This is a genomic window from Novosphingobium sp. PASSN1, assembly GCF_002278815.1.
Map to the genome: position 1 here is coordinate 78,873 of NZ_NKIS01000014.1, position 21,687 is coordinate 100,559.

Below are 21,687 nucleotides of genomic sequence, written 5' to 3' on the forward strand. Positions count from 1 at the left end.
GTCAGTTGCCCTCGAACACGGGTTTCTGCTTCGCGACGAAGGCGTGATAGGCCCGCGCGAAATCTTGTGTCTGCATACAGATCGCCTGCGCCTGCGCTTCGGCCTCGATCGCGGCGTCCACGCCCATGTCCCATTCGGCGTGAAGCTGGGTCTTGGTCATCGCGTTGGCGAAATTGGGCCCGGCGGCAATCTGCGCGGCCATCTTGTGCGCTTCGGCCAGCACGCCATCTTGCGCGGTGAGGCGGTTGAAAAAGCCCCAGCGCTCGCCTTCATCGGCGCTCATCGCGCGGCCCATGAAGAGGAGCTCGCTGGCCCGGCCCTGCCCGATGATGCGCGGCAGGATGGCGCAGGCGCCCATGTCGCAGCCCGCAAGGCCGACGCGGTTGAACAGGAACGCCACCTTGGCATCGGGCGCAGCGACGCGCAGGTCAGAGGCCATGGCGATGATCGCCCCGGCGCCCGCGCAGATACCGTCCACCGCCGCGATGACGGGCTGGGGGCAATGTCGGATCGCCTTGACGAGATCGCCGGTCATCCGCGTGAAATCGAGCAGTTCGGGCATGGTCATGCCGACCAGCGGGCCGATGATTTCATGCACATCGCCGCCCGAGCAGAAATTGCCGCCCGCACCGGTGATGACGATGGCTTTTACTGCCGGAACCTTGACCAGCGCGCGGAACAGATCGCGCAGTTCGGCATAGGATTCGAACGTCAGCGGGTTCTTGCGCTCGGGCCGGTTGAGCGTGATCGTGCCGACGCCATCGGCAAACGACCACAGGAAATGGGCGGGCTGGTAATCAGACGGGTTCATGCATCCTCCGCAGGGCGCGCGCCGTTCTGAAGGGCGCTGTTGAGTGTCGTGGTCAGGTCGAGCAGGGTCGCCATGTCTTCATCGGACATCGCGGCGAACAGCGAATCGACCAGCGCTTCGTGCTTGTCGGCCATCTCGCGAAAGGCGCGGCGGCCTTCGGGCGTGAGGACGACATGCTGCACACGCCGGTCATCGGGATCGATCTCGCGGCTGATGAGACCATCCTCCACCAGCCGATTGACGAGGCCCGTGAGGTTTCCGTTCGAGACCAGCAGGTGATCGGTCAGCTGCGACATCGTGATCGGCCCAGTCTCGCGGTCGAGCGCGGAAAGCACGTCGAAGCGCGGAAGCGTGCTGTCGAACTCGGTCTTCAGATAGCCGCGAATGCGCTTTTCGATGATCGTGGTGGCACGCAGCATCCGGAGCCAGACGCGCAGCGATTGCTTTGCATGGGGGACCGCCATCTACATCACCTCTCCGCCAGCGACCGCAATCGCCTGCCCGTTGACCGAGCAGGACAGCGGATCGCACAGCCACAGCGCGGTGGCCGCCACTTCCTCCGGCCGGATCAGCCGCTTTTGCGGGTTGTCGCGCACGAACTGCACAAGGACTTCATCAGCCAGCTTGCCGGTCTTCGCCGTGACCGCAGCCAGCGAACGCTGCACCAGATCGGTATCGGCAAAGCCCGGGCAGATCGCATTGGCCGTCGCGCCCGTGCTGGCAAGCTCAAGTGCCAGCGTGCGCGTCAGGCCAATCACGCCATGCTTTGCGGCGGCATAGGCCCCGGTATAGGCATAGCCCTTGAGGCCCGAAGTGCTGGCGACGGTGATGATCCGGCCATTCGCTGCCTGCGAGACCTCCTTCAGCACGGCGCGGGTGCACAGGAACGCGCCGGTCAGGTTGACCGCGATCATCTGCTGCCACAGCGCCATCGAGGTCTTCGCCACCGGCGCGGTTTCCGCCCCGCCGGCGTTGTTGACGAGGATGGTGACGGGCGCGATGGCCCGCGCCTCGGCCATCGCGGCCTCGACCGAGGCTTCATCGGTAACGTCGATCCGGATAGCCGCAGCGCCCGGCAGTGTGGCAGCGACCGCCTGTAAGGGCTCAAGCCGCCGCCCCATCAGCGTCACGCGAGCGCCTGCGCCATGCAGCGTGCGCGCAATGGCTGCGCCGATCCCGGTGCCGCCGCCAGTGATAACGGCGTGATGGCCGGAAAGGTCTGTCATACGTTCAGCACCGCCTGCGCGTTTGCCCGCGCGAGATTGCGCGAGAGCTGATCGAAGCCATTGCGATAGGGCAGCGGCACGCCCGAAGCGTCACCGCCCAGCTCCGCCGCCGCGCGCAGTGTCCACGCCGGATCGATCAGGTGCGGCCGCCCCAGCGCGCACAGGTCCGCGCGGCCCGAGGCGAGGATCGAATTGACGTGATCGACCTCGAAGATGTTTCCCACCGCCATCACCGGCACATCGAGCTCGTTGCGAATGAGGTCGGCGAACGGGGTCTGGTACATGCGGCCATAGACCGGCCGCGCTTCCTTCGATGTCTGGCCGGTGGAAACGTCGATGAGGTCCGCACCCGCATCTCGGAACGCGCGGGCAACCTCCACCGCATCCTGCGCGGTCAGCCCGCCTTCGCCGATCCAGTCGGTTGCGGAAATGCGCACCGACATCGGCTTGTCCTGCGGCCAGACGGCGCGCATCGCGCGGAACACTTCGAGCGGATAGCGCAGGCGGTTTTCGAGGGTGCCGCCGTAGGCGTCGGTGCGCCGGTTGAGCACGGGCGTGATGAAGCTGGAGATCAGGTAGCCATGCGCGGCGTGGAATTCGACCATGTCGAACCCGGCACGCGCGGCGCGCTGCGTCGCCGCAACAAACTGATCGCGCACGGTATCCATGTCCTCCAGCGTCATTTCGCGCGGGATCTGATTGGCGGTGGACCACGGCACCGGCGAAGCGGCGATCAGCGGCCAGTTGCCTTCCTCCAGCGGCGCGTCGATCGCGTCCCAGCCCAGCCGGGTGGAGCCCTTCGCCCCGCTGTGGCCCAGTTGCAGCGCGATCTTGGCCGGGCTGCTGGTGTGAACGAAATCCACGACGCGTTTCCACGCCGCCTCGGCCTCGTCGCTATAGAGCCCGGTGCAGCCCGGCGTGATGCGGCCCTCGGGCGAAACGCAGGTCATTTCGGTGAACACCAGCCCCGCCCCGCCCAAGGCGCGCGCGCCATAGTGGACGAGGTGGAAGTCGCTCGGCACGCCATCCGCCGCGCTGTACATCGCCATGGGCGAGACGGTGACGCGGTTCGCCACTTCCATGCCGCGCAGGCGGAACGGGGTGAACATGGGCGCAACCGGCTTTTCCAGCGGATGGCCGCAGGCCTTCTCGGCGAAAGCCTTTTCCAGCTGCGCCAGCCACGCCGGATCGCGCAGGCGCAGGTTCTCATGGCTCACGCGCTGGCTGCGGGTGAGCAGGGCATACGTGAACTGCAGCGGATCGAAGTGGAGATAGCGGTCCACTTCCTCGAACCAGCCCATCGAATTCTTCGCCGCGCTCTGCAGCTTGAGCACTTCGACGTGACGCTCGTCCTGATATTGCTTGAGGCCCTCGGCCAGCGGCAGATCGCTGTCGGCCAGCACATCGGCCAGCTTGATCGCGTCCTCGAGCGCCAGCTTGGTGCCCGATCCGATCGAATAGTGCGCGGTGTGCGCCGCATCGCCCAGCAGGATCAGATTGCCGTCATACCACTGGTGGCACAGCACGCGGGGGAAATTGATCCATGCCGAGCCGCGGATGTGCCCCGAATTGGTCATCAGCGGGTGGCCGCCGAGGTGATCGGCAAAGATCGCCTCGCAAGTCCGGCAGGTTTCCTCCTGCGTCATCTCGCCAAAGCCCCAGGCCGCGAACGTATCGGGCTGGCATTCGACGATGAACGTGGAGGTGTTCGCGTCGAACTTGTAGGCATGGGCCCAGACCCAGCCGTGCTTGGTTTCGACGAAGGTGAACTTGAACGCATCGAATAGCTGGTTGGTGCCCAGCCACACGAACTTGTTGGGCCGCATGTCGATATCGACCTTGAAGGTCTCCTCCCGCGTCGCGCGGATGCGGCTGTTGAGGCCATCGCTGGCGATGACGAGGTCGAAATCCTTGTAGGCTTCCAGCGTCGGATCGACCTCGACCTCGAAGTGCTGGATCACGCCCAGTTCGGCGCAGCGGTCCTGCAGGATATTGAGCAGGCGCTTGCGGCCGATGCCGATGAAACCGTGGCCAGTGGAGGTAACCTTCACGTCGTTCACGTGGACGTCGATATCGTCCCAATGCGCCAGTTCGGCTTCCATCGTCGCCGCGCTCTGGGGATCGTTGGCACGCAAGTTGGCCATGGTCTGATCGGAAAAGACCACGCCCCAGCCGAAGGTATCGCCCGGCTTGTTGCGCTCGAAGATCTCGATCTGCGCGTCCGGCTGGCGCAGCTTCATCGAGATCGCAAAGTAGAGCCCGGCTGGACCACCGCCGACACTGGCAATCCTCATCGCACCTAATCCCTTGCTGGTTCCGGCGGATTGGCCGCCCTGAAGTTTCAAGCTTAAAATATCTCGATGTCAAGCGCGCAAAGGGCCTTGCAGTCGCAGCCTGCCTCGATTTGTTTTAAGCTTAAAGTACCTTGCGGGCGGGCGCAAGACGCGAAACGTCAGACGGCAGGTTCACGTAGCGAGGACGCCCGCCAGAATGTCCTCGACCTCGGCCGCTGCAAGACGCACGTCCGCCAGGATCGCATCAGACGGGATCGCGGCCACTTGCGCCGCCCCGCGCGAGGCGGACAGCGCCGCCAGCACGCGCCCGTCCGGGCTGCGCACCGGCACGGCAAGGCACTGCAGGCCCTCGGCGATTTCCCCGTCATCCATGGCAAAACCCTGTTCGCGCACGCGGGCAAGCTCATGGCGCAGCGCCGCCGGTTCGGTGATGGTGCGCGCGGTCAGCGGCGGGAACGGCCCGGTGGCAAGATAGGCCTCGCGGTCTCCGGCAGGCAGCCACGCCAGCAGCACTTTGCCGATCCCCGAACAATAGGCTTCCAGCTGCATGCCGACGCGCGTGAACAGATCGCCCGCGCCTTCGCCCGCCTTGATCCGGTAGGTCACCATATCGGCTTCCAGCGTGCCCAGCTGGACCACGCAGCCCAGTTGGCCCGCCAGCCGGTGCAGCACCGGGGCGGCGCAATTGGCGATCACCTGCTTCTCATCGATCTGTCCCAGCAGCTTGAGCAGGCGCGGCCCTGCCACATGAAAGCCCTTGCCTTGCCGCGCGAGATAGCCATCCGCGACGAGCGAAGCGACTTGCCGGTGCGCCGTGGCGACCGGCACGCCGAGATCGCGTGCAATGGCCGCCACGCTGCGGCTTGCGCCTTCGGCAATGATTGCCTCCAGCATGGCGAGCGCCCGCGACAGTGAACTCAGCAGCGGCGTTCCTGTTCTCATGATGCGAGATGGTAATGTGCCCCGCCAGTGGCGCAAGCCCCGAACTCACGGTATCCCTCAAGGCTTGGAGGAGATGCCCGAATGACGACCAGCCACGACGATCTCGCGCGCCGTTTGCGCGATGCCTATACCGGCGGCACGGTGCCCCCCATGCGCGATGGGCTGGAGCCCACTGACGCGGCGGGCGCTTACGCGGTGCAGGAGATCAACACGCGGTACTGGCAGGCACAGGGCCGCCGCATCGTGGGCCGCAAGGCCGGGCTGACGGCCAAGGCGGTGCAAGTGCAGCTCGGCGTCGACCAGCCCGATTTCGGTGCGCTGTTCGATGACATGCGCGTGGCGGATGGCGGCACGCTCGATCCGGCAAAGTGCCTCCAGCCCAAGGCCGAGGCCGAGATCGCCTTCGTGCTGGGGGCGGATCTGCCCTCCGCCGATACCACGCCCGAACTGGTGGCCGCTGCCGTGGCCACGGTTCACGCCGCGATCGAGATCGTCGACAGCCGCATTGCCGACTGGAAGATCACGTTCGCGGATACAGTTGCCGACAACGGCTCCTCGGCCTTTTTCGTGCTGGCGGGTGAAGGCCTGCCGCTCGCCGGGCTCGACCTCGAAGGGGCGGCGATGACGATGAGCTTCAACGGCGAGACGGTTTCCACCGGCATCGGCGCGGCGGCACTCGGCAATCCGCTCAACGCCGCCGCATGGCTTGCCTCGACGCTCGCCGAACGCGGCGAACCCTTGCGCAAGGGCGACGTGCTGCTGGCCGGCGCGCTCGGCCCGATGGTGGCGCTGAAGCCCGGCGATGTGGTGCGCACCGAGATCGCCGGGATCGGCGTGTGCAGCTTCACGTATGGGGCGGCCTGACATGCCAAAAACCCCAAGGGCGAAAACGAAAGTCGCGATCATCGGTTCGGGCAACATCGGCACCGATCTGATGATCAAGATCATGCGCCTCTCGCAGGTGCTGGAAATGGGCGTGATGGTCGGCATCGATCATGCGTCCGACGGCCTCGCCCGCGCCGCGCGGATGGGGGTGCCGATCACCGCAGAGGGAATCGACGGCCTCCTCGCCATGCCCGAGTTCGCCGATGTCGGCATCGTGTTCGATGCGACCAGCGCGGGCGCGCACAAGCGCAACAGCGAGCTGGTGCTGGCCGCGGGCAAGCGGATGATCGACCTCACACCCGCCGCCATCGGGCCTTACACGGTGCCCCCGGTCAACGGCGAGGCCAACCTTGATGCGCGCAACGTCAACATGGTGACTTGCGGCGGGCAGGCGACGATCCCCATCGTCGCGGCGGTCAACCGCGTCGCCAAGGTGCACTACGGCGAGATCATCGCATCCATCGCTTCGAAGAGCGCAGGCCCGGGCACGCGCGCCAATATCGACGAGTTCACCGAAACCACTTCGCAGGCCATCGTCGATGTCGGCGGGGCGACGCGCGGCAAGGCGATCATCGTGCTCAATCCGGCCGAACCGCCGCTGATCATGCGCGATACGGTCTATTGCCTCTGCGAAGACGGCGACCGCGAGGCGATCCGCCAGAGCATCGAGACGATGGTGGCCGAAGTGCAGAGCTACGTGCCCGGCTATCGGCTCAAGCAGGCGGTGCAGTTCGAAAGCATCGGCGGCAACCAGCCGCTGCGCATCCCGGAAATGGGCGGCGCGTTCACCGGTCTCAAGGTTTCGGTCTTCCTCGAAGTGGAAGGCGCGGCGCACTACTTGCCCGCTTATGCCGGCAATCTCGACATCATGACCTCGGCGGCGCTCAAGACTGCCGAGAAGATCGCCGAAAGGATGGCGGCATGAGCACTAAAAAGACTCTGGGGGATCCCACGACCACCAAGCTCTACATCCAGGACGTCACCCTGCGTGACGGGATGCACGCCATCCGCCACCAGTACGGCCTCGATCACGTGCGCAAGATCGCCAAGGCGCTCGATCTCGCCAAAGTCGATGCCATCGAAGTGGCGCACGGCGACGGCCTGCAGGGCTCCAGCTTCAACTACGGCTTCGGTGCCTACACCGATTGGGACTGGATCGGCGCGGTGGCCGAAGTCCTCGAACACAGCGTGCTCACCACGCTGCTGCTCCCCGGCATCGGCACGGTGCATGATCTCAAGCACGCCTGCGAAATGGGCGTGAAGTCCGTGCGCATCGCGACGCATTGCACCGAAGCGGATGTGGCCAAGCAGCACATCGAGGCCGCGCGCAATCTGGGCATGGACGTCTCGGGCTTCCTGATGATGAGCCACATGGCCCCGCCCGAGGCGCTCGCGCAGCAGGCCCTGCTGATGGAAAGCTACGGCGCGCATTGTGTTTACGTCACCGACAGCGGCGGCGCGATGAACATGGACGAATACGCCGCGCGCCTTCAGGCCTACGACCGGGTGCTGAAGCCCGAAACCCAGCGCGGGGTGCACGCCCACCACAACCTCAGTCTCGGCGTCGCGAACAGCATCGTCGCGGTGCAGAACGGTGCGGTGCGCGTCGATGCCAGCCTTGCGGGCATGGGCGCGGGCGCGGGCAATGCGCCGCTCGAAGTGTTCATCGCGGCGGCGGATCGCTATGGTTGGAACCACGGCTGCGATCTCTATGCGCTGATGGACGCTGCCGAAGACCTTGTCCGGCCCTTGCAGGACCGCCCGGTGCGCGTGGACCGTGAAACGCTGATGCTGGGCTATGCAGGCGTCTATTCCAGCTTCCTGCGCCATGCCGAAAAGGCGGCGGCGGACTACGGCGTGGAACCGCGCGAGATTCTTGCCGAAGCGGGCCGCCGCAAGATGGTCGGTGGCCAGGAAGACATGCTCGTCGATATCGCGCTCGATCTGGCGAAAGCCGCGCAGGAAGGCTGATCGGCTTCAGCACGCGGGGCGGCGGGCACTGCCACCCAGCAGAATCGCGCCTGCAATCACAGCAAGGGCGGCGATGCTCGCCAGCGCAGCCGTCTTGCTGCCCAGCAGGTGATCGAGCTGCACGAAGACCAGCGGCGCCACCAGCACGCCGAGATAGGCAAACGAGGTGCCGGTGGCGACGGCTTCGGCTGTCCGTCCGGCAGGGGCCGCCAGCCCCAGTTCGGCGAGCAGGATGCCGTTCCAGCCCATCGCGGTCATGCCCAGCAGCGCGCTGCCTGCCGTCAGCCGCAAGGCGGATGGCAGCGGCCACAGCAGCAGCAGCCACGCGGCGCCGGTCATGAGGCCGATCAGCGCCAGATGCAGGTTCGCCCGGCCAAAGCGCGCGGTCGTCAGGCCGAAGACGATGCGCGCCGCCGCGCCCGCCATGGTCGCAATCGCCAGATATCCGGCTGATTTGCCCACGGAGAGGCCGTGCAGCCAGACCAGGCCGGGCACAAGATAGGTCGTCAACGCCGCCTGGTTCATCGCGTAGACGCCCGCCACGATGGCCAGCTGGCGGGTCGCCCGCTGGCTGAACGCGCCGCGCATCGCCGCCAACAGGTTCTGACGCGGCGGCAGGTGGGCGGAGATCGAACCGTGGGTCTTCAGCCCCGGCAGCGAGAGCAGGAACGTGATGCCAAGCAGGGCCAGAACCGGCAGGGTCAGCGCGTGCCAGCCGCCGTGCTGCGCGGCATAAGGCGCGATCAGAGCCACCATCGCCGTGCCCACCGGCACGCCGGTCTGCCGCAGCGAGACGACCAGCGGCTGCATCCGCGCCGAGTAGCTCTGCGCGAGCACGAACGAGCTGGAGGGCACGATCACGCCATAGGCAAAGCCCATCAGCGCGATGCCGAGGCAGGCCAGCGAAGCGCCCAGCGCATCAGGCGCAACGTTGGAAAACAGCGCATAGCCAAGCGCCGTCGCCAGAACCGAGCCGAGCTGCAAGGCGCGCACGCTCAGCCCCGCCATCAGCCGCGCGGTGCTGACCGAGCCGGCAATGGCCGCTGCATACATCAGCGAGGTGTAGTACCCGATCCAGCTTTCCGGCAGGCCCTGCGCGTGCACGATCACCACCGAAATGGCGAGCGGCCCGGCAATCGTGAACGACGCCGCGATCTGGATCAGCGAAGTTGCAAACAGCGTGCCGAGGCCGCTCTGGCGTGGTGGGGTGGAAGCAGTGGCGGGAATGGATCAGCCCTGACTTTTCTGCACCCGCGCGCCGCCATCGAGCATCCCGCTGATCATGTCGCCCATGTAGACATGCGGCTTGGGATAGGCGGCGCGGCTGTGCTTCAGGCCCAGTGCCAGCGCGGCTTCGACCAGCTTGTACGTCAGCGGGCCGGGATTGATCAGCGGCACCGGCAGGCGTTCGGCCAGCCAGGCGTGGCTCTGGTGCATGGTGGTGGAGCCGAGGCAGATCGCCTGCGCGCCGTCTTCCACGCACTGCATCGCGCTTTCCAGCAGCTTGGGGAACACGTCCTCCTCCTTGCCGCCGAGCAGGTTGGAAACGTCGGGCGCGATGTTGGGCGAGCGGACCGAGACGCACTTGTCCTCCAGCCCGTATTCACGCAGCGTCTTGGTGTAGAGCCCCTTCCACGGCGCCCACTGCGTGAGCACGGAGAAATTGTTGGCAAACATCAGCGCGGTGAGGAACGAGCAGCGGCCCGGCGAGATCACCGGGATATCCAGCACCGAGCGCAGCGCATTCATGCCCGAATCGCTCATCGTATCGATGCAGACCGCGTCATAGCCGTCCTTTTCCGCGCTCAGCCCGGCCTCGAAGATCGAGATATCGGCGAGCACGTAGTCATGGTGGCTGTCATAAAGCGCGGGCGCGGCCTTCACCGGCTTGTACTCGAAGGTGATCCCTTCGCCGAGTTGTACCGAATCCAGCTGCGCCTTGCGATTGGCGACACCATCATCGTCGAGCGGGAAGGGAACGATCACCAGAACGCGCTTGTCTGCCATGATAGGGTCCTCTCGGGAGCGCGGTGCACAGGGCACCGCAAGGGTCGGGTTTGCCTCGCCGGGGAACTATGCTAATTTAATCTGCAATGGTCCAGACCAATAATGACCAGCCTCTGTTAGACCCCTGTCGGATTGCGCTTCATGTCCTCCCAGCCCATCCCGCGCTACCGGGAAATCGCTGACCGCATTCAGGGCGAGATCGCATCGGGCAAATGGCCGGTGGGCGAAAAGCTTGCGCCCGAACAAGTGCTTGCCAGCGAGTACGACGTCAGCCGGTTCACGATCCGTGAGGCGATGAGTCGGCTGGAAGAAAGCGGCCTGATCAGCCGGCAGCGGCGGCGCGGCACCATCGTCACCGCCACGCACCCGATCGAACAGATGGTCCAGAAGCTCGGCTCGATGGACGAACTGCTGCAATATGCACCGCAGACCCGGCTCAAGCCGATCCGCACCACCATCGTCGAGGCTGATGTGGCGCTGGCGCAGATGCTGCCTTGCTCGGTCGGCACGCGCTGGGCACGGATCGAAACGATCCGGATCGAAGCGAAGCGCAGCCCCGTGTGCTGGAGCGACATCTATGTGCCCGCCGAGTTCGCCGATGTGGCCGAACGCATCGGCAAGGACACCACGCCCGTGTTCCAGCTGATGGAGCAGACTTATGGGATGCACGCTGCCGACATCAACGCGGAGCTGTTTGCCGGATCGCTATCCCAGCGCAAGGCCGAGGCGCTCGATGTCGCGCCCGGCAGCCCGGCGCTGATCATCGTGCGCCGCTACCGAGATCGAACCGGCCGCCTGTTCGAGGTTTCGGTGAGCGAGCATCCCGCCGGCCGGTTCTCCTATTCGGTCGATCTGAAACGCAAAGAAGGAAGCCTTACCCCGCCATGACCAAGAGCTTTACAACCATGGCGCAGATCAAGGGCGGACCTTCGCTTTCCGCCACCCCCATCCGCAGCTTCCTGTTTGCACCCGCCAACCACCCCCGCAAGGTGGAGAAAGTGTTCGCCAGCGGCGCGGATGCGGTGATCCTCGATCTGGAAGACGCCTGCGCGGCATCCGAAAAGGCGGCCAGCCGGGAAACCGCCGTCACCGCCCTTTCCGCGCCGCGCACGTGCCTGGGATATGTGCGGATCAACGCGGCGGACACCGAATGGTGCCTGCGCGATCTCGATGGGGTGATCGGGCCGTGGCTCGACGGGATTGTTGCGCCCAAGATCGAGAAGCCGGAAGAAATCGTGCTGATCGACTGGCTGATCGCCCAGTTCGAGCGCGAGCGCGGACTGCCCATTGGCGGGATCGACCTCATGCCGATCATCGAAACCGGGGCAGGCCTACACGCACTCGATGCGATCATCGCGGCGGGCACCCGGATCAAGCGCATCTCCTTCGGCGCGGGCGATTTCACGCGCGACATGCGCATGAAGTGGAGCGCCGACGAGGCCGAACTTGCCTATGCGCGCGGGCGGCTGGTGCTGGCCTCACGCGTCGGCGGGCTGGAAGCGCCGATCGACACGGTGCACATCGATCTGGCCGACGAGGAGAGCTTTGCCGCATCGGTCGTCACCGGCGTGAAGTTCGGATTTCAGGGCAAGCTGCTGATCCACCCGGCACAAGTCATGCTGACCAACAGCTCGTTCATGCCCAGCGAAAAGGAAATCGCGCGGGCGCAGAAGATCGTCGATGCCTTCAATGCGGCGGAAAACGCAGGCTCTGCCTCGATCAAGGTCGATGGCTATTTCGTCGATTACCCCATTGTCGAAAAAGCGCAGCAGGTCCTCGCGCTGGCGGCGCGGCTTTAACCTAGCCAGTCCGCCAGAATCGCCGCGCTGTCTGCCCCCAGCGCGCGCCCGGCCCAGCGGATGCTGCCGGGCGTTTCGCTGAGGCGGGGGCACACGGCGGGCAGGATCAGTTCGCCTGCACGCTCGTCGTCCACCCGCACCAGATTTTCCCGCGCGGCGTACTGCGGATCGGCGAAGATCTCGTCGATCCCGTAAACCGGGCCGCAGGGCACCTGCCCCGCCTCGCAGGCGGCCAGCACGTCATCGCGGGTCATGCCGCTGGTCCAGTGGCTGACGAACGCGTCCACCTCGGCGCGCCGCGCCTCGCGCTTCGTGATTGTGCCGTAGATGCCATCGCCGGTCACATCCATCCGGTCCATGATCGCGGTAAGGCGGCCGAATATCTTGTCATTGGTGCAGGCAATCGCCACCCACTTGCCGTCCTTGGTCGGATAATGGCTGTGCGGCACCGCGTTGACCGTGCCTGCACCCATCCGCTCGCGCACAAAGCCGCTGCGTGCATAGGCAGGCGCAAGTTCATCGAGCAGGCGGAACGTGCCTTCATAGAGGCCCAGGTCGATGATCTGACCGCGCCCGGTTGTCTGCCGCACATGCAGCGCCGTGAGCACGCCAAGTGCTGCGTAAACCCCGGTCAGATAGTCCGACAGGGTGGCGGTACCAGGGGAAGCCGGCGGCGCATCCGGCTCTCCGCAGAGATAGGAAATGCCGCTGAAGGCATTGGCGATACGGCCGAAGCCGGGCCGGTCGCTATAAGGGCCGGTCTGGCCATAGGCGGTGACGCGCGCGATGATCAGGCGCGGGTTTATCTCCTGCAGCACATCGGGGCCGAGCCCCCAGCGCTCCAGCGTGCCGGGCTGGAAGTTTTCGACCAGAACATCGGCCTTGGCTGCCAGTTTGCGCAAGGTTTCCGCGCCTTCCGGGGTGCGCAGATCAAGCTCGATAGACCGCTTGTTGCGCCCTTCGCTCAGCCAGACGAGCGTGTCGCCCGCTTCGGTCTGCGTGCCGAACTTGCGCACCGGATCACCGCTGCCGGTGAGCTCAACCTTGACCACATCGGCGCCGAATTCGGCGAGGTACGTCGCGCAATAAGGCCCGGCAATGAACGTCGCCAGATCGAGCACCTTGAGGCCTTCGAAGGCACCCTGTGGCAGGCTTTCGGGCGACAGGCTTGGGGAGGGCATTTTGTGTACTTTCTATTGGTCCAGACCTTTTTCCCGCGTAAGGGAAGGGCGAGAGGCCATCAAGGCCGAATGTTGTATGCCCAAGGGGAGCCTGCGCCGTGCTGATGTCTGCCGAAGCCTACCGCGAATCGCTGCGCAGCCTTGCCCCGCGCGTCTATGTCGGCGGCGATCTCGTGGCATCGGTGGCGGACGAGCCTCGGCTGGAGCCCGGCATCAACGCGGTCGGCCTCACTTATGATTTCGCGCTGCTGCCCGAATCCGCCAAGGTGATGACGACGACCGGCCTTTCGGGAGAGCCGGTGAACCGCTTTCTCGCCATAAATCGCAGCCGCGAAGACTTGCTCGACAAGCTGGAGGCTGTGCGCCTCACCTGCCAGTATGGCGGCTGTACGCAGCGTTATCTGACGCACGATGCGTTCAATGGGCTGTGGGAAGCGACCTGGCGGATCACGCAGCGCACGGGCGGTGAAAGCCATGACCGGCTCAAGGCCTATATCACTCACGCGCAGGCCAACGACCTCGCCATCGGCATCGCGATGACCGACGGCAAGGGCGACCGTTCGAAGCGTCCGTCCGAGCAGGTGGAGCCGCTGTCCTATGTCCATGTGCGCGAGCGGCGCGCGGACGGGATCGTGATCGCGGGGGTGAAGGCCATCGTGACCGGCGGCCCTTACATGCACGAATTCCTCGTGCTGCCCTGCCGCCGGATGCGCCCGGAAGATCGCGATTTCGCGGTGGCCTGCGCGGTGCCGATCGATGCGCCGGGGGTCACGGTCGTCTCGCGCCCGGCAGGCCGGCCGGGCAATGCTGCGGCCAAGTTCAGCGCCAAGTTCGCGCAATCGGTCGCGGTGGTGCATTTCGACGATGTCTTCGTGCCGTGGGACCGCGTGTTCATCGATGGCGAGACCGAAGAAGCGCACCTGATGACCACCAACTATGCCTCGCACCACCGGCACAGCTGCATCGGCGCGCGCGCGGGCTTTGGCGATCTGCTGATCGGCGCGGGCGCGATGATGATGGACGCCAACGGGCTGGAACTGGACCGGATTTCCCATCTCAAGGACAAGATGGTCGAACTGATCAAGATCACCGAAGGCTTCTATGCCTGCGGGGTGGCGGCCTCCACCTTTGGCGAGGAAGACGAGGCGGGCAATTTCCGGCCCGAGCAGATCTATTCGAACATCGGCAAGCTGCTGCTGGCCAACCAGATCTACGACATGCACCGCATCGCCCACGAGGTTTCGGGCGGTCTGATCGTGGGGCTCCCCTCGCCTGAGGAGGACCACAATCCCGCCACCGCCCCGATGATCGAGGCGCTGCTGCGCGGGCGGCCCGATGTGCCCTATGCCCACCGCGCCAATGTCGCGCGGTTCATCGAGGATCTGACCGCATCGGAAACCGGCGGCTGGTATTCGGTGATCAGCCTGCATGGCGGCGGTTCGCCCGAGGCGATGAAGATGGAAATCCTGCGCAATTATCCGGTGCAGGACCGCAAGGATCTGGTGCAGGCGCTGCTCGATCGCGGCGCGCTCGATCTGGGCAAGGGCCCGGCGCGCGACAAGCAGCCGGGTCGGTGCTGCACCAAGGGCTGCGCGGAATAAGCCCTCAGCGCGGGCGGACGGTTGCCATCGGCAGGCTGGAAACCCGCGCCATCTCACCGCTCGCGAACAGGCCGGGATCGGCCAGATAGGCGCGCGCCATCGGCATGGCGTCGAGGCCCCAGAACAACTCCTCGCCAATCGCCAGCGTCGGCACGCCATAAACCCCTGCCGCCACTGCCGCTTCGGTGTTGGCGCGCAACCGGTCTTTCACGGCCGTATCAGTGCCCGCATCCACCGGCACGCCCAGCGCATCGGCCAGCGCGGCGGCTGTTTCCTGGCTTTGCGGATCGCGGCCCTCGCCCCACACCAGGCGGAAGGCGGCGGCAACGTCGGCCACGCTCAGATCGCGCACGCACAGCAGCCGCAGCAGTGCGAGCGGATTGAACGGATGCGCAGGCGGCGCGCGGAACGGAATGCCGCGCTCGTCCGCGATCCACTGCACGATGCGGTAGGTCTGCGTGCGCTTGGCCGGGATTTCCGCAGGGCCGAGATGCCCGAATGCCTTCAGCAAGCCCGCGAACAGCACCGGGCGGAACGTGACCTTATGCTGCGCGCATAGCTCCTCCATTTCCGGAACGGCGAGCGCAGCAAACGGCGAGATGACATCGAAGTACCAGATGAGCGGCGGCTGCGGTGTTTCCATCAGAACGGAATCGCGCGGTCTGGCTGCGGCAGGATCGTGGTGCGGTACATCAGCCGTTCGTGCTGCCCGTCGAAGTCATCGCGGCGGTGCATGGTGCAGGCGTTATCCCACAGCAGGCAGTCGGCAACCCGCCAATCGTGACGGTAGATGAACTCCTCGCGCGCCGTCCAGGCGAACAGTTCATCCAGCACCGAGCGGCTTTCATCATCCGGCAGACCGGGGATCGCAATGGTCATGCCCGGGCAGACGTAGAGCGCGCGGCGGCCGGTGTAGGGATGGGTGCGCACCAGCGGATGGGTGATATCCGGGGTCAGGTTCTTCTGCTTGGCGTTCGTATCGGTGGAATACATCCGGTTGAACGCGACATAGGATTGCAGCGCCGTGCGCCCATCGACCACGTCCTTGAGATGCCGCGGCAGGCGGGCATAGGCCGCCGTCATGTCGACAAAGTGGGTGCCACCGCCCACCGGGGGGATCTTCACCGAATAGAGCAGCGAGGCAATCGCAGGCTTGGGCAGATAGATCTGATCGAAATGCCAGCCCACTTCGCCATCGGCCAGCGCACCCGTGGGCTTGCCGTCCTCGCGGATGTTGGTGATCTGCAGGATCTCGGGATGGGTCTTGTTGAGCCATTCCTCACGCAAGTGGATTTCCAGCGGGCCGATCTTGCGGCTGAACTCGATCAGGTCTTCCTTCTCGATCTGCTGATCGCGGAACAGCAGCACTTCATAGCGCAGCCAGAGCGCCTTGATCTCGTTGAAGGTATCGGCATCCATATCGCCGGACAGCGTGACGCCAAGCACTTCGGCGCCGAATGTTTCAGCCAGCGGCCTGACTTCGAGTGACTTTGCAACCATGTCCTGTCCCTGTTAGCCCGCGTTGGTGGTCTGTGCGATTTCCGCAATGATCTCGTCGGTGGCGGCCACCCGGCCCCACAGGCGGCGGAAGGTGTTTTCGTAGGCGTCCTGCATCAGATCGCTGCAGGTGCCCGAAGCATCCGATGCGAGGACGACGCCGAAGCCGCGATCTGCCGCTTCCTGCCCGGTCATGCCGACGCAGTTGTTGGTGGAAACGCCCGTCACGATGATCTCGCGGATGCCCTTCGAGGTGAGGTGCGCGCCGATCCCGGTGGAGGAGAATGCGCCCATCGTCACCTTGTTGAACACCGGTTCGCCCGGCAGAGGCTTGAGCGCATCGACGATCTCGTGCTCGCGCGTGCCGGCATGATTGTTGGTGCCTTCGAAGAACGGGCGCATGTGGCGCGGGGCATCGCTGAAATCGGGCCGCTCGCTGCCCACCGTCACGTGCACGATATGCGTGCCATTGGCGCGGAACGCGGCCAGCATCTTGCCGATATTGGGAATCAGCAGCGCATCGATCCGGTCAAACCGGTAGGCCGCGCTATCAAGCGTGCCCTGCTCGCCCAGCAGCTTGCCGAGACCATGCTCGCGGCTGCCGCTGGCATATTGCATGTCCACCACCACCAGCGCGGTGGTGCGCGCGCTCATCGTGACCGGGGCAGTGAAGCCTTCAACGTAGCTCGACATCGGCATGGGCCTCCAATTGGTCCGGACCTTTCCCTAACACCGCCTTGACAAGGCACGCAATAGGAAGAACCATGAGCCGAAAGGAAATTGGCCATGAAGCTGTTCTACTCACCCTTCCATACCTTCGTGCACAAGGTGCTGGTGACCGCGCATGAGTGCGGACACTGGGACAAGCTGGAGCGCGTCGCGACCTTTCCGTTCAAGAACAACGCGGGCGAGGATTGCGGCGACAGCTACGACATTTCGCCGCTCAATCCGCTGGACAAGGTGCCTACGCTCGTCACCGATGATGGCCAGGTGATCTTCGCCAGCCAGGCGATCTGCGAATACCTCGACAGCACGGCGACCGCGCGCAAGATGTATCCCGCGCCGGGGCCAAAGCGCTGGGACGCGCTGCGCCGCCTCTCGCTTTCGGACACGATATTCGAAAGCACTGTCCAGATGGTGATGGAGCAGTGGAAGCCTAAGGAGCAGTGGAACATGGGCCTGTTCGAATGGCTCTGGCCCAAGTTCATCGCCGGGCTCGATTCGCTGGAACGCGATGCCAAGGCCGGGTGGGACGAGTTCGACGTCGGCCACGCCGCGATGCTCCACGCGATCAGCTATCTGGGCTTCCGCGCCGAGTTCTATGAAGCCAAGGACCCGATCCACCCCAACTTCAACTGGCGCGAAGGCCGCCCGGCCCTGTCCGCTTGGTTCGATGAAGCCATCCAGCGGCCTTCGGTGCAATCGCACTACAACAAGCCGTTCGAGGGCGATGACAGCGCCGCTGCCTGCCAGGCCGCCGTCGCCGCGTCTCTCGCGCTCCGCACATGATTGACCTCTATTACTGGCCGACGCCCAACGGCCACAAGATCTCGGTCGCGCTGGAGGAGATGGGCCTCGCCTACACGGTGAAGCCGGTGAACATCCTCTCCGGCGAACAGCATACGCCGGAATTTGCTGCGCTCAGCCCCAACACCCGCATCCCGGCCATCGTCGATCACGATGGTCCCGGGGGCGCACCTCATACCGTGTTCGAATCCGGCGCGATCCTGATGTACCTTGCGGAAAAGTCCGGCCAGTTCTGGCCCGAGGGTGCCGCCGCGCGGTCTGACGTGATCCAGTGGCTGTTCTTCCAGTGCGCCAATGTTGGCCCGATGTTCGGCCAGTGCGGCCACTTCCGCGGCTATGCGCCCGAGCGCATTGAATATGGCATCAACCGCTACTGCGGCGAGACGGTGAAGCTCTACGGGGTAATGGACCGGGTGCTGGGCACGCGGGCCTATCTGGCAGGCGACGATTACTCGCTGGCTGATATGGCGACTTACCCGTGGTGCGCGCCCAAGATCCGCGAACTTCATGCGATCGATATCGACCAGTTTCCCCATGTGAAGCGCTGGGTCGAAGCCATCGAAGCCCGCCCCGCCGTGCAGCGCGGCATGGCGGTGCTGGGCGATGTAATGAAGATCGGCAATCCCGACGAGAAGGCCCGCACGGCGCTCTTCGGAAAGGCCTGAACCCCTTAGAATGCACGAAAACACCACGCAAAACACCACGAGGAGGAATCCGCAATGAGCGAATGGCAAGAGGCGGGACCAGGGCAGACAGCGCTGCCTTATCCCTATTACATAGACATCGTGACGAAGCGCTATTTCGATGGCGTGGACAACAAGGCGATGGATCAGGTGCTCGATTGCTTCACCGAGGACGCGGTCCTCACCGAAGTGACCTCTAACACCGTCCACGACGGCAAGGCCGCGATCCGCGCCATGTTCATCAAGCTGTTCGCCGATTTTTCGCACATCTGGCACGGCAATTTCGTCCACACCGCCGATCCGGCCAGCAACTCGGTCTGCTCGCAGTTCACCGTGCTGATCACGCCTCACGGCGGCGACGAGCTGCGCTACGAGAACTGCAACCGCTTCTACCTCAAGGGCGACAAGTTCCACCGGGTCTATGTCTACATGAGCGGCGATAACCTGCTCAAGGAAGGGGACGCCTGATGCAGTACGAACCTACCCTCAACCGCGCAGAGCTGATCGAGCTGGCCACCATCCGCTATTTCGGCAACGTGGACGCCAAGAACATCGACGCTGCGCTCGATTGCTTCCACGATGAAGCGCTGTTCTGCGTGCAGACCGAGTTTACCCGCCACGCCGGCAAGGCCGCGATCCGCGCCATGTTCGAAGGCTTCATGGGGGCCTACGAAACCATCGTGCACAAGGATTTCGTCTGCACGGTGGACGAGAAGAACGGGCGCATCACCGCCAGCTTCGAAGCGGTGCTGACCGCTGCGGATGGCTCGGTCACGCGGCTGTTCAACACCAATTTCTGGCGCATCCGCGATGGGAAGTTCCAGGAAGTCTATGTCTATTTCAGCGGGGCCAACGTCCTCGTCTGATACCCCTGAAGGAGCGGCGAACATGACAGATACCCATGCTGGCGCTTCGCCGCTCCACGGGCGCACTGCGCTGATCACCGGCAGTTCTTCCGGCATCGGCGCGGGCGTGGCAGTGGCCTTTGCCCGCGCCGGAGCTGCCTGCGTGATTGTGAACTATCCCTCGCCGGATCAGGCGGCGGCGGCAGAAGCCGTGGTCGAAGAAGTCCGCAAGCTGGGCGCGCAGGCGCTGGCGGTGCAGGCCGACGTTTCCAGTGAGGCGGATGTCGAAGCGCTGGTCGCCAAGGCGCTGGAAGCTGCCGGTCGGATCGACATTCTCGTCAACAATGCCGGGATCGGGCATGGCGAGCCGGTGGAGGATCTCCCGGTTGCGACGTGGGACCGCGTGATCGGCATTCACTTGCGCGGCACCTTCCTGATGACCCACGCGGTGCTGCCGGGCATGTATGCCAATGGCTTTGGCCGGATCATCAACACCGCCTCGCAGCTGGCCTACAAGGGCGCGCCGGGGCTTTCGGCCTATACGGCGGCGAAGGGCGGGATCATCTCGTTCACGCGTTCACTGGCGCTGGAAATCGGCAGCCGCGATGTGCGGGTCAATTGCGTCGCACCGGGCGCGACGCGCACGCCCATTCTCGATGCCGTGCCCGCCGATGTTCTGAAAGCGATCGAGGCCGGAATTCCCATCGGCCATCTCGCGGTGGTGGACGATATCGTGCCGTCCTACGTGTTCCTCGCCAGCGAGGCGGGGCGGCATTTTCAGGGGCAAGTGCTCAGCCCCAACGGCGGCGACCACTTCCTGTAGGTAGTCCGGGGCAGCGTTGCCGCCGCCCCAGGATGCACTACTTCACTCGGTTTCGAGCACTTCCTCGATCACGGCCGCATAGGGCTTGGTATCGGCGGCGCACTGTTCCAGTTCCTCGCGTTCCTGGTGGATGATGCGCAGCACCGTATCGAGGTAGCTGTCGCGCCACGCATCCCGCTCGGCGCGCACCGTGGCGTCGGGCTTGTAGGCATCGACGGCGGCGCGGGTGGGCGCAGTGCCCGCCTCGGCCAGCCGTTCGATGGTGTCAATCCGGTCGCGCAGCACGGCGACTTCACCGGCCAGCGCGAGCGTGATCGCCAGCGTCTTGTCGATGGCGGGATCGGCGAAGTACTGCGGCCGTTCGCCGCGGGCCTTCTTCTGCAGGGTTATGGTGTCGGCCATCTGGCTATTCCTTACTTCTGCACGCCCCAGAGCCACCAGGCCCCGCCGCCACCGAAATCTCCGCCCTGAAACACCTTGGTGCGGCGCTCGGTCGCCTCGAAGGCGCTGGGTTGATAGACTTCAAACGCCTTGGCCGGATCGAAGCCGGTCTGCCCCGCGAGATCGGCGGGCACCAGTTCGTGGCTTGCGCCCCAGTAGGGCTCGTTGTTGTTGCGCGTATCCCAATCGAGCATGAACGCGTCATAGGCCGGGAGATCGCGGTAGGGCGGCGTTTCGGCGTGAACGACCAGTCCGCCCGGGGTGAGCAGGCGGTTGCACTCGGCCATGATGCGCCGCATCGCCGCATTGCTGGTCTCGTGGATCAGGATGTGGCTGACGATCAGATCGAAGAAGCCGTCCTCGAAATCGGTGCCTTCCGCGTTCTGCTGGCTGAAGTGCACCGTCTTGCCCATCGATTGCGCGCGGGCATGGGCATAGCGCAGCACCGGCGCGCCGACATCGATGCCGTAGACTTCGGCATCGGGGAAGGCATCGCAGTAGCTGAGGGTGGAATGGCCCACGGTGCAGCCCATGTCGAGAATGCGGCGCGGCTTGAAATCGGGGTGGTTTTCCTTGATCCACGCGATCGTGGTATCGCCGATATCGCTGTTGAGCGGCCCCATGCGGCCCATCGCATAGATATAGACGGCGGTATCATAGACTGCGCCGTTAGCGACATCGTCTGCCGTGAATTCGGTGTGATAGCCGCCGGGCATGCAGTGAATGTCCACTCCGCGGTGGTACTTGGGGATTTCCAGCTCCGGGTTGAGCTTCAGTGTTCCGGCAACCTCGCCGCCCTTGCCCGCCGCTGCGATCAGATCGGGCAGCTGGCGCTCGACCGGGATCTGGACGGACTTCCACATCATCTCCTGGCTGTTGCGCTGCATCGCGCTCCAGAAGGCGAAGTAGGGATCAGTGCTCATCGCCTTGCGGATATCCGCATAGGTCTCGGGCTCCGCGCCCGTCGCCTTGGTGAAGGCCGGCTTGGCGCGCGCTTCATAGGCATCGTGGTTGCCCAGCGAAACCTTGGAGGCGAGGTGGAACTTGAGGCTCTTCACGAACTCCTGACGGGAAAATTCGTCAGACGTCGTCTGCGGCAGCACGCCGTGGCGGAATTGGGTGGTCAGATCCTGAGTAGCAGTCATGACATCCAT

Annotated in this window: 24 protein-coding genes; 11 read left to right on the forward strand and 13 right to left on the reverse strand. The window is 64.9% G+C overall.

Annotated features, from left to right (window positions below; genetic code table 11):
- Window position 1 precedes the first annotated feature (1 nt).
- The 5 genes from CFE35_RS19370 to CFE35_RS19390 all read right to left on the reverse strand — a co-directional run bounded on the left by CFE35_RS19370 (window position 2) and on the right by CFE35_RS19390 (window position 5,273).
- Window positions 2-811 carry an enoyl-CoA hydratase family protein gene (locus CFE35_RS19370; RefSeq protein ID WP_292933171.1) on the reverse strand — a complete coding sequence of 270 codons (810 nt, stop codon included), beginning with the start codon at window positions 809-811 and terminating at the stop codon, window positions 2-4.
- On the reverse strand, window positions 808-1,275 hold the full coding sequence (locus CFE35_RS19375; protein WP_292933173.1) for a MarR family transcriptional regulator: 468 nt from the start codon (window positions 1,273-1,275) through the stop codon (window positions 808-810). Before CFE35_RS19375 ends, CFE35_RS19370 begins: the two co-directional genes overlap by 4 nt.
- Window positions 1,276-2,037 (reverse strand): SDR family NAD(P)-dependent oxidoreductase, encoded by a 762-nt coding sequence (locus CFE35_RS19380; protein WP_292933175.1) that lies wholly within the window; start codon window positions 2,035-2,037, stop codon window positions 1,276-1,278.
- A complete protein-coding gene (locus tag CFE35_RS19385; RefSeq protein ID WP_292933177.1) occupies window positions 2,034-4,331 on the reverse strand; it encodes a bifunctional salicylyl-CoA 5-hydroxylase/oxidoreductase in 2,298 nt (765 codons plus the stop codon). Before CFE35_RS19385 ends, CFE35_RS19380 begins: the two co-directional genes overlap by 4 nt.
- Before the next feature lie 171 nt (window positions 4,332-4,502).
- Window positions 4,503-5,273, reverse strand: a complete 771-nt coding sequence (locus tag CFE35_RS19390; RefSeq protein WP_292933179.1) for an IclR family transcriptional regulator — start codon at window positions 5,271-5,273, stop codon at window positions 4,503-4,505.
- Window positions 5,274-5,354: 81 nt separating this feature from the next.
- On the opposite strand from CFE35_RS19390, the gene CFE35_RS19395 reads away from it, so the two are divergent.
- The 3 genes from CFE35_RS19395 to dmpG are packed head-to-tail and all read left to right on the forward strand — an operon-like array spanning window position 5,355 to window position 8,129.
- Window positions 5,355-6,137 (forward strand): fumarylacetoacetate hydrolase family protein, encoded by a 783-nt coding sequence (locus CFE35_RS19395; protein ID WP_292933181.1) that lies wholly within the window; start codon window positions 5,355-5,357, stop codon window positions 6,135-6,137.
- Between the two features lies 1 nt (window position 6,138).
- Window positions 6,139-7,083, forward strand: a complete 945-nt coding sequence (locus CFE35_RS19400) for an acetaldehyde dehydrogenase (acetylating) (RefSeq protein ID WP_292933183.1) — start codon at window positions 6,139-6,141, stop codon at window positions 7,081-7,083.
- On the forward strand, window positions 7,080-8,129 hold the full coding sequence (gene dmpG, locus CFE35_RS19405) for a 4-hydroxy-2-oxovalerate aldolase (RefSeq protein WP_292933185.1): 1,050 nt from the start codon (window positions 7,080-7,082) through the stop codon (window positions 8,127-8,129). Before CFE35_RS19400 ends, dmpG begins: the two co-directional genes overlap by 4 nt.
- Before the next feature lie 6 nt (window positions 8,130-8,135).
- On the opposite strand, the gene CFE35_RS19410 is transcribed toward dmpG, so the two are convergent.
- Entirely contained in the window at window positions 8,136-9,356 is a 1,221-nt protein-coding gene (locus CFE35_RS19410; protein ID WP_366557167.1) for an MFS transporter, read from the reverse strand.
- 3 nt (window positions 9,357-9,359) lie between these two features.
- The gene (locus CFE35_RS19415; RefSeq protein WP_292933187.1) at window positions 9,360-10,136 is read right to left on the reverse strand and encodes an aspartate/glutamate racemase family protein; all 777 of its coding nucleotides are present in this window, start codon (window positions 10,134-10,136) and stop codon (window positions 9,360-9,362) included.
- A gap of 141 nt (window positions 10,137-10,277) precedes the next feature.
- Here CFE35_RS19415 and CFE35_RS19420 point away from each other — a divergent pair, with 141 nt between their 5' ends.
- On the forward strand, window positions 10,278-11,024 hold the full coding sequence (locus tag CFE35_RS19420) for a GntR family transcriptional regulator (RefSeq protein ID WP_292933189.1): 747 nt from the start codon (window positions 10,278-10,280) through the stop codon (window positions 11,022-11,024).
- Complete coding sequence (locus CFE35_RS19425; RefSeq protein WP_292933191.1) at window positions 11,021-11,935, forward strand: CoA ester lyase; 915 nt, start codon at window positions 11,021-11,023, stop codon at window positions 11,933-11,935. Before CFE35_RS19420 ends, CFE35_RS19425 begins: the two co-directional genes overlap by 4 nt.
- Here the strand turns inward: CFE35_RS19425 and CFE35_RS19430 are convergent.
- Window positions 11,932-13,116 carry a CoA transferase gene (locus CFE35_RS19430; protein ID WP_292933193.1) on the reverse strand — a complete coding sequence of 395 codons (1,185 nt, stop codon included), beginning with the start codon at window positions 13,114-13,116 and terminating at the stop codon, window positions 11,932-11,934. The two genes, CFE35_RS19425 and CFE35_RS19430, sit on opposite strands and share 4 nt — an antisense overlap.
- A 104-nt stretch (window positions 13,117-13,220) precedes the next feature.
- Between CFE35_RS19430 and CFE35_RS19435 the strand changes: the two genes are divergently transcribed.
- Window positions 13,221-14,717: a 4-hydroxyphenylacetate 3-hydroxylase N-terminal domain-containing protein gene (locus CFE35_RS19435; RefSeq protein WP_292933195.1), complete on the forward strand. Its 1,497-nt coding sequence runs from the start codon at window positions 13,221-13,223 to the stop codon at window positions 14,715-14,717.
- Window positions 14,718-14,721: 4 nt separating this feature from the next.
- Here the strand turns inward: CFE35_RS19435 and CFE35_RS19440 are convergent, their stop codons facing one another.
- From CFE35_RS19440 to CFE35_RS19450, 3 genes are read right to left on the reverse strand one after another with little or no spacing between them, the layout of a single operon-like run.
- On the reverse strand, window positions 14,722-15,360 hold the full coding sequence (locus CFE35_RS19440) for a 2-hydroxychromene-2-carboxylate isomerase (RefSeq protein WP_292933197.1): 639 nt from the start codon (window positions 15,358-15,360) through the stop codon (window positions 14,722-14,724).
- Window positions 15,360-16,217, reverse strand: a complete 858-nt coding sequence (locus tag CFE35_RS19445; protein ID WP_292933199.1) for a TauD/TfdA family dioxygenase — start codon at window positions 16,215-16,217, stop codon at window positions 15,360-15,362. The genes CFE35_RS19440 and CFE35_RS19445 overlap by 1 nt, the downstream gene beginning before the upstream one ends.
- 12 nt (window positions 16,218-16,229) lie before the next feature.
- Complete coding sequence (locus CFE35_RS19450) at window positions 16,230-16,907, reverse strand: isochorismatase family cysteine hydrolase (RefSeq protein WP_292933201.1); 678 nt, start codon at window positions 16,905-16,907, stop codon at window positions 16,230-16,232.
- Window positions 16,908-17,000: 93 nt separating this feature from the next.
- Between CFE35_RS19450 and CFE35_RS19455 the strand changes: the two genes are divergently transcribed.
- The 5 genes from CFE35_RS19455 to CFE35_RS19475 are packed head-to-tail and all read left to right on the forward strand — an operon-like array spanning window position 17,001 to window position 20,092.
- On the forward strand, window positions 17,001-17,723 hold the full coding sequence (locus CFE35_RS19455) for a glutathione S-transferase family protein (protein ID WP_292933202.1): 723 nt from the start codon (window positions 17,001-17,003) through the stop codon (window positions 17,721-17,723).
- Window positions 17,720-18,406 (forward strand): glutathione S-transferase N-terminal domain-containing protein, encoded by a 687-nt coding sequence (locus CFE35_RS19460; protein ID WP_292933203.1) that lies wholly within the window; start codon window positions 17,720-17,722, stop codon window positions 18,404-18,406. Before CFE35_RS19455 ends, CFE35_RS19460 begins: the two co-directional genes overlap by 4 nt.
- 54 nt (window positions 18,407-18,460) lie before the next feature.
- The gene (locus CFE35_RS19465) at window positions 18,461-18,892 is read left to right on the forward strand and encodes a nuclear transport factor 2 family protein (protein WP_292933204.1); all 432 of its coding nucleotides are present in this window, start codon (window positions 18,461-18,463) and stop codon (window positions 18,890-18,892) included.
- A complete protein-coding gene (locus CFE35_RS19470; protein WP_292933205.1) occupies window positions 18,892-19,290 on the forward strand; it encodes a nuclear transport factor 2 family protein in 399 nt (132 codons plus the stop codon). The genes CFE35_RS19465 and CFE35_RS19470 overlap by 1 nt, the downstream gene beginning before the upstream one ends.
- A 22-nt stretch (window positions 19,291-19,312) precedes the next feature.
- Window positions 19,313-20,092: an SDR family oxidoreductase gene (locus CFE35_RS19475; protein ID WP_292933207.1), complete on the forward strand. Its 780-nt coding sequence runs from the start codon at window positions 19,313-19,315 to the stop codon at window positions 20,090-20,092.
- Window positions 20,093-20,134: 42 nt separating this feature from the next.
- On the opposite strand, the gene CFE35_RS19480 is transcribed toward CFE35_RS19475, so the two are convergent.
- Together CFE35_RS19480 and CFE35_RS19485 are read right to left on the reverse strand one after the other, a co-directional pair.
- Window positions 20,135-20,494, reverse strand: a complete 360-nt coding sequence (locus CFE35_RS19480) for a hypothetical protein (RefSeq protein ID WP_292933209.1) — start codon at window positions 20,492-20,494, stop codon at window positions 20,135-20,137.
- Between the two features lie 11 nt (window positions 20,495-20,505).
- Window positions 20,506-21,678 carry a class I SAM-dependent methyltransferase gene (locus CFE35_RS19485; RefSeq protein ID WP_292933211.1) on the reverse strand — a complete coding sequence of 391 codons (1,173 nt, stop codon included), beginning with the start codon at window positions 21,676-21,678 and terminating at the stop codon, window positions 20,506-20,508.
- Between the last annotated feature and the right edge of the window lie 9 nt (window positions 21,679-21,687).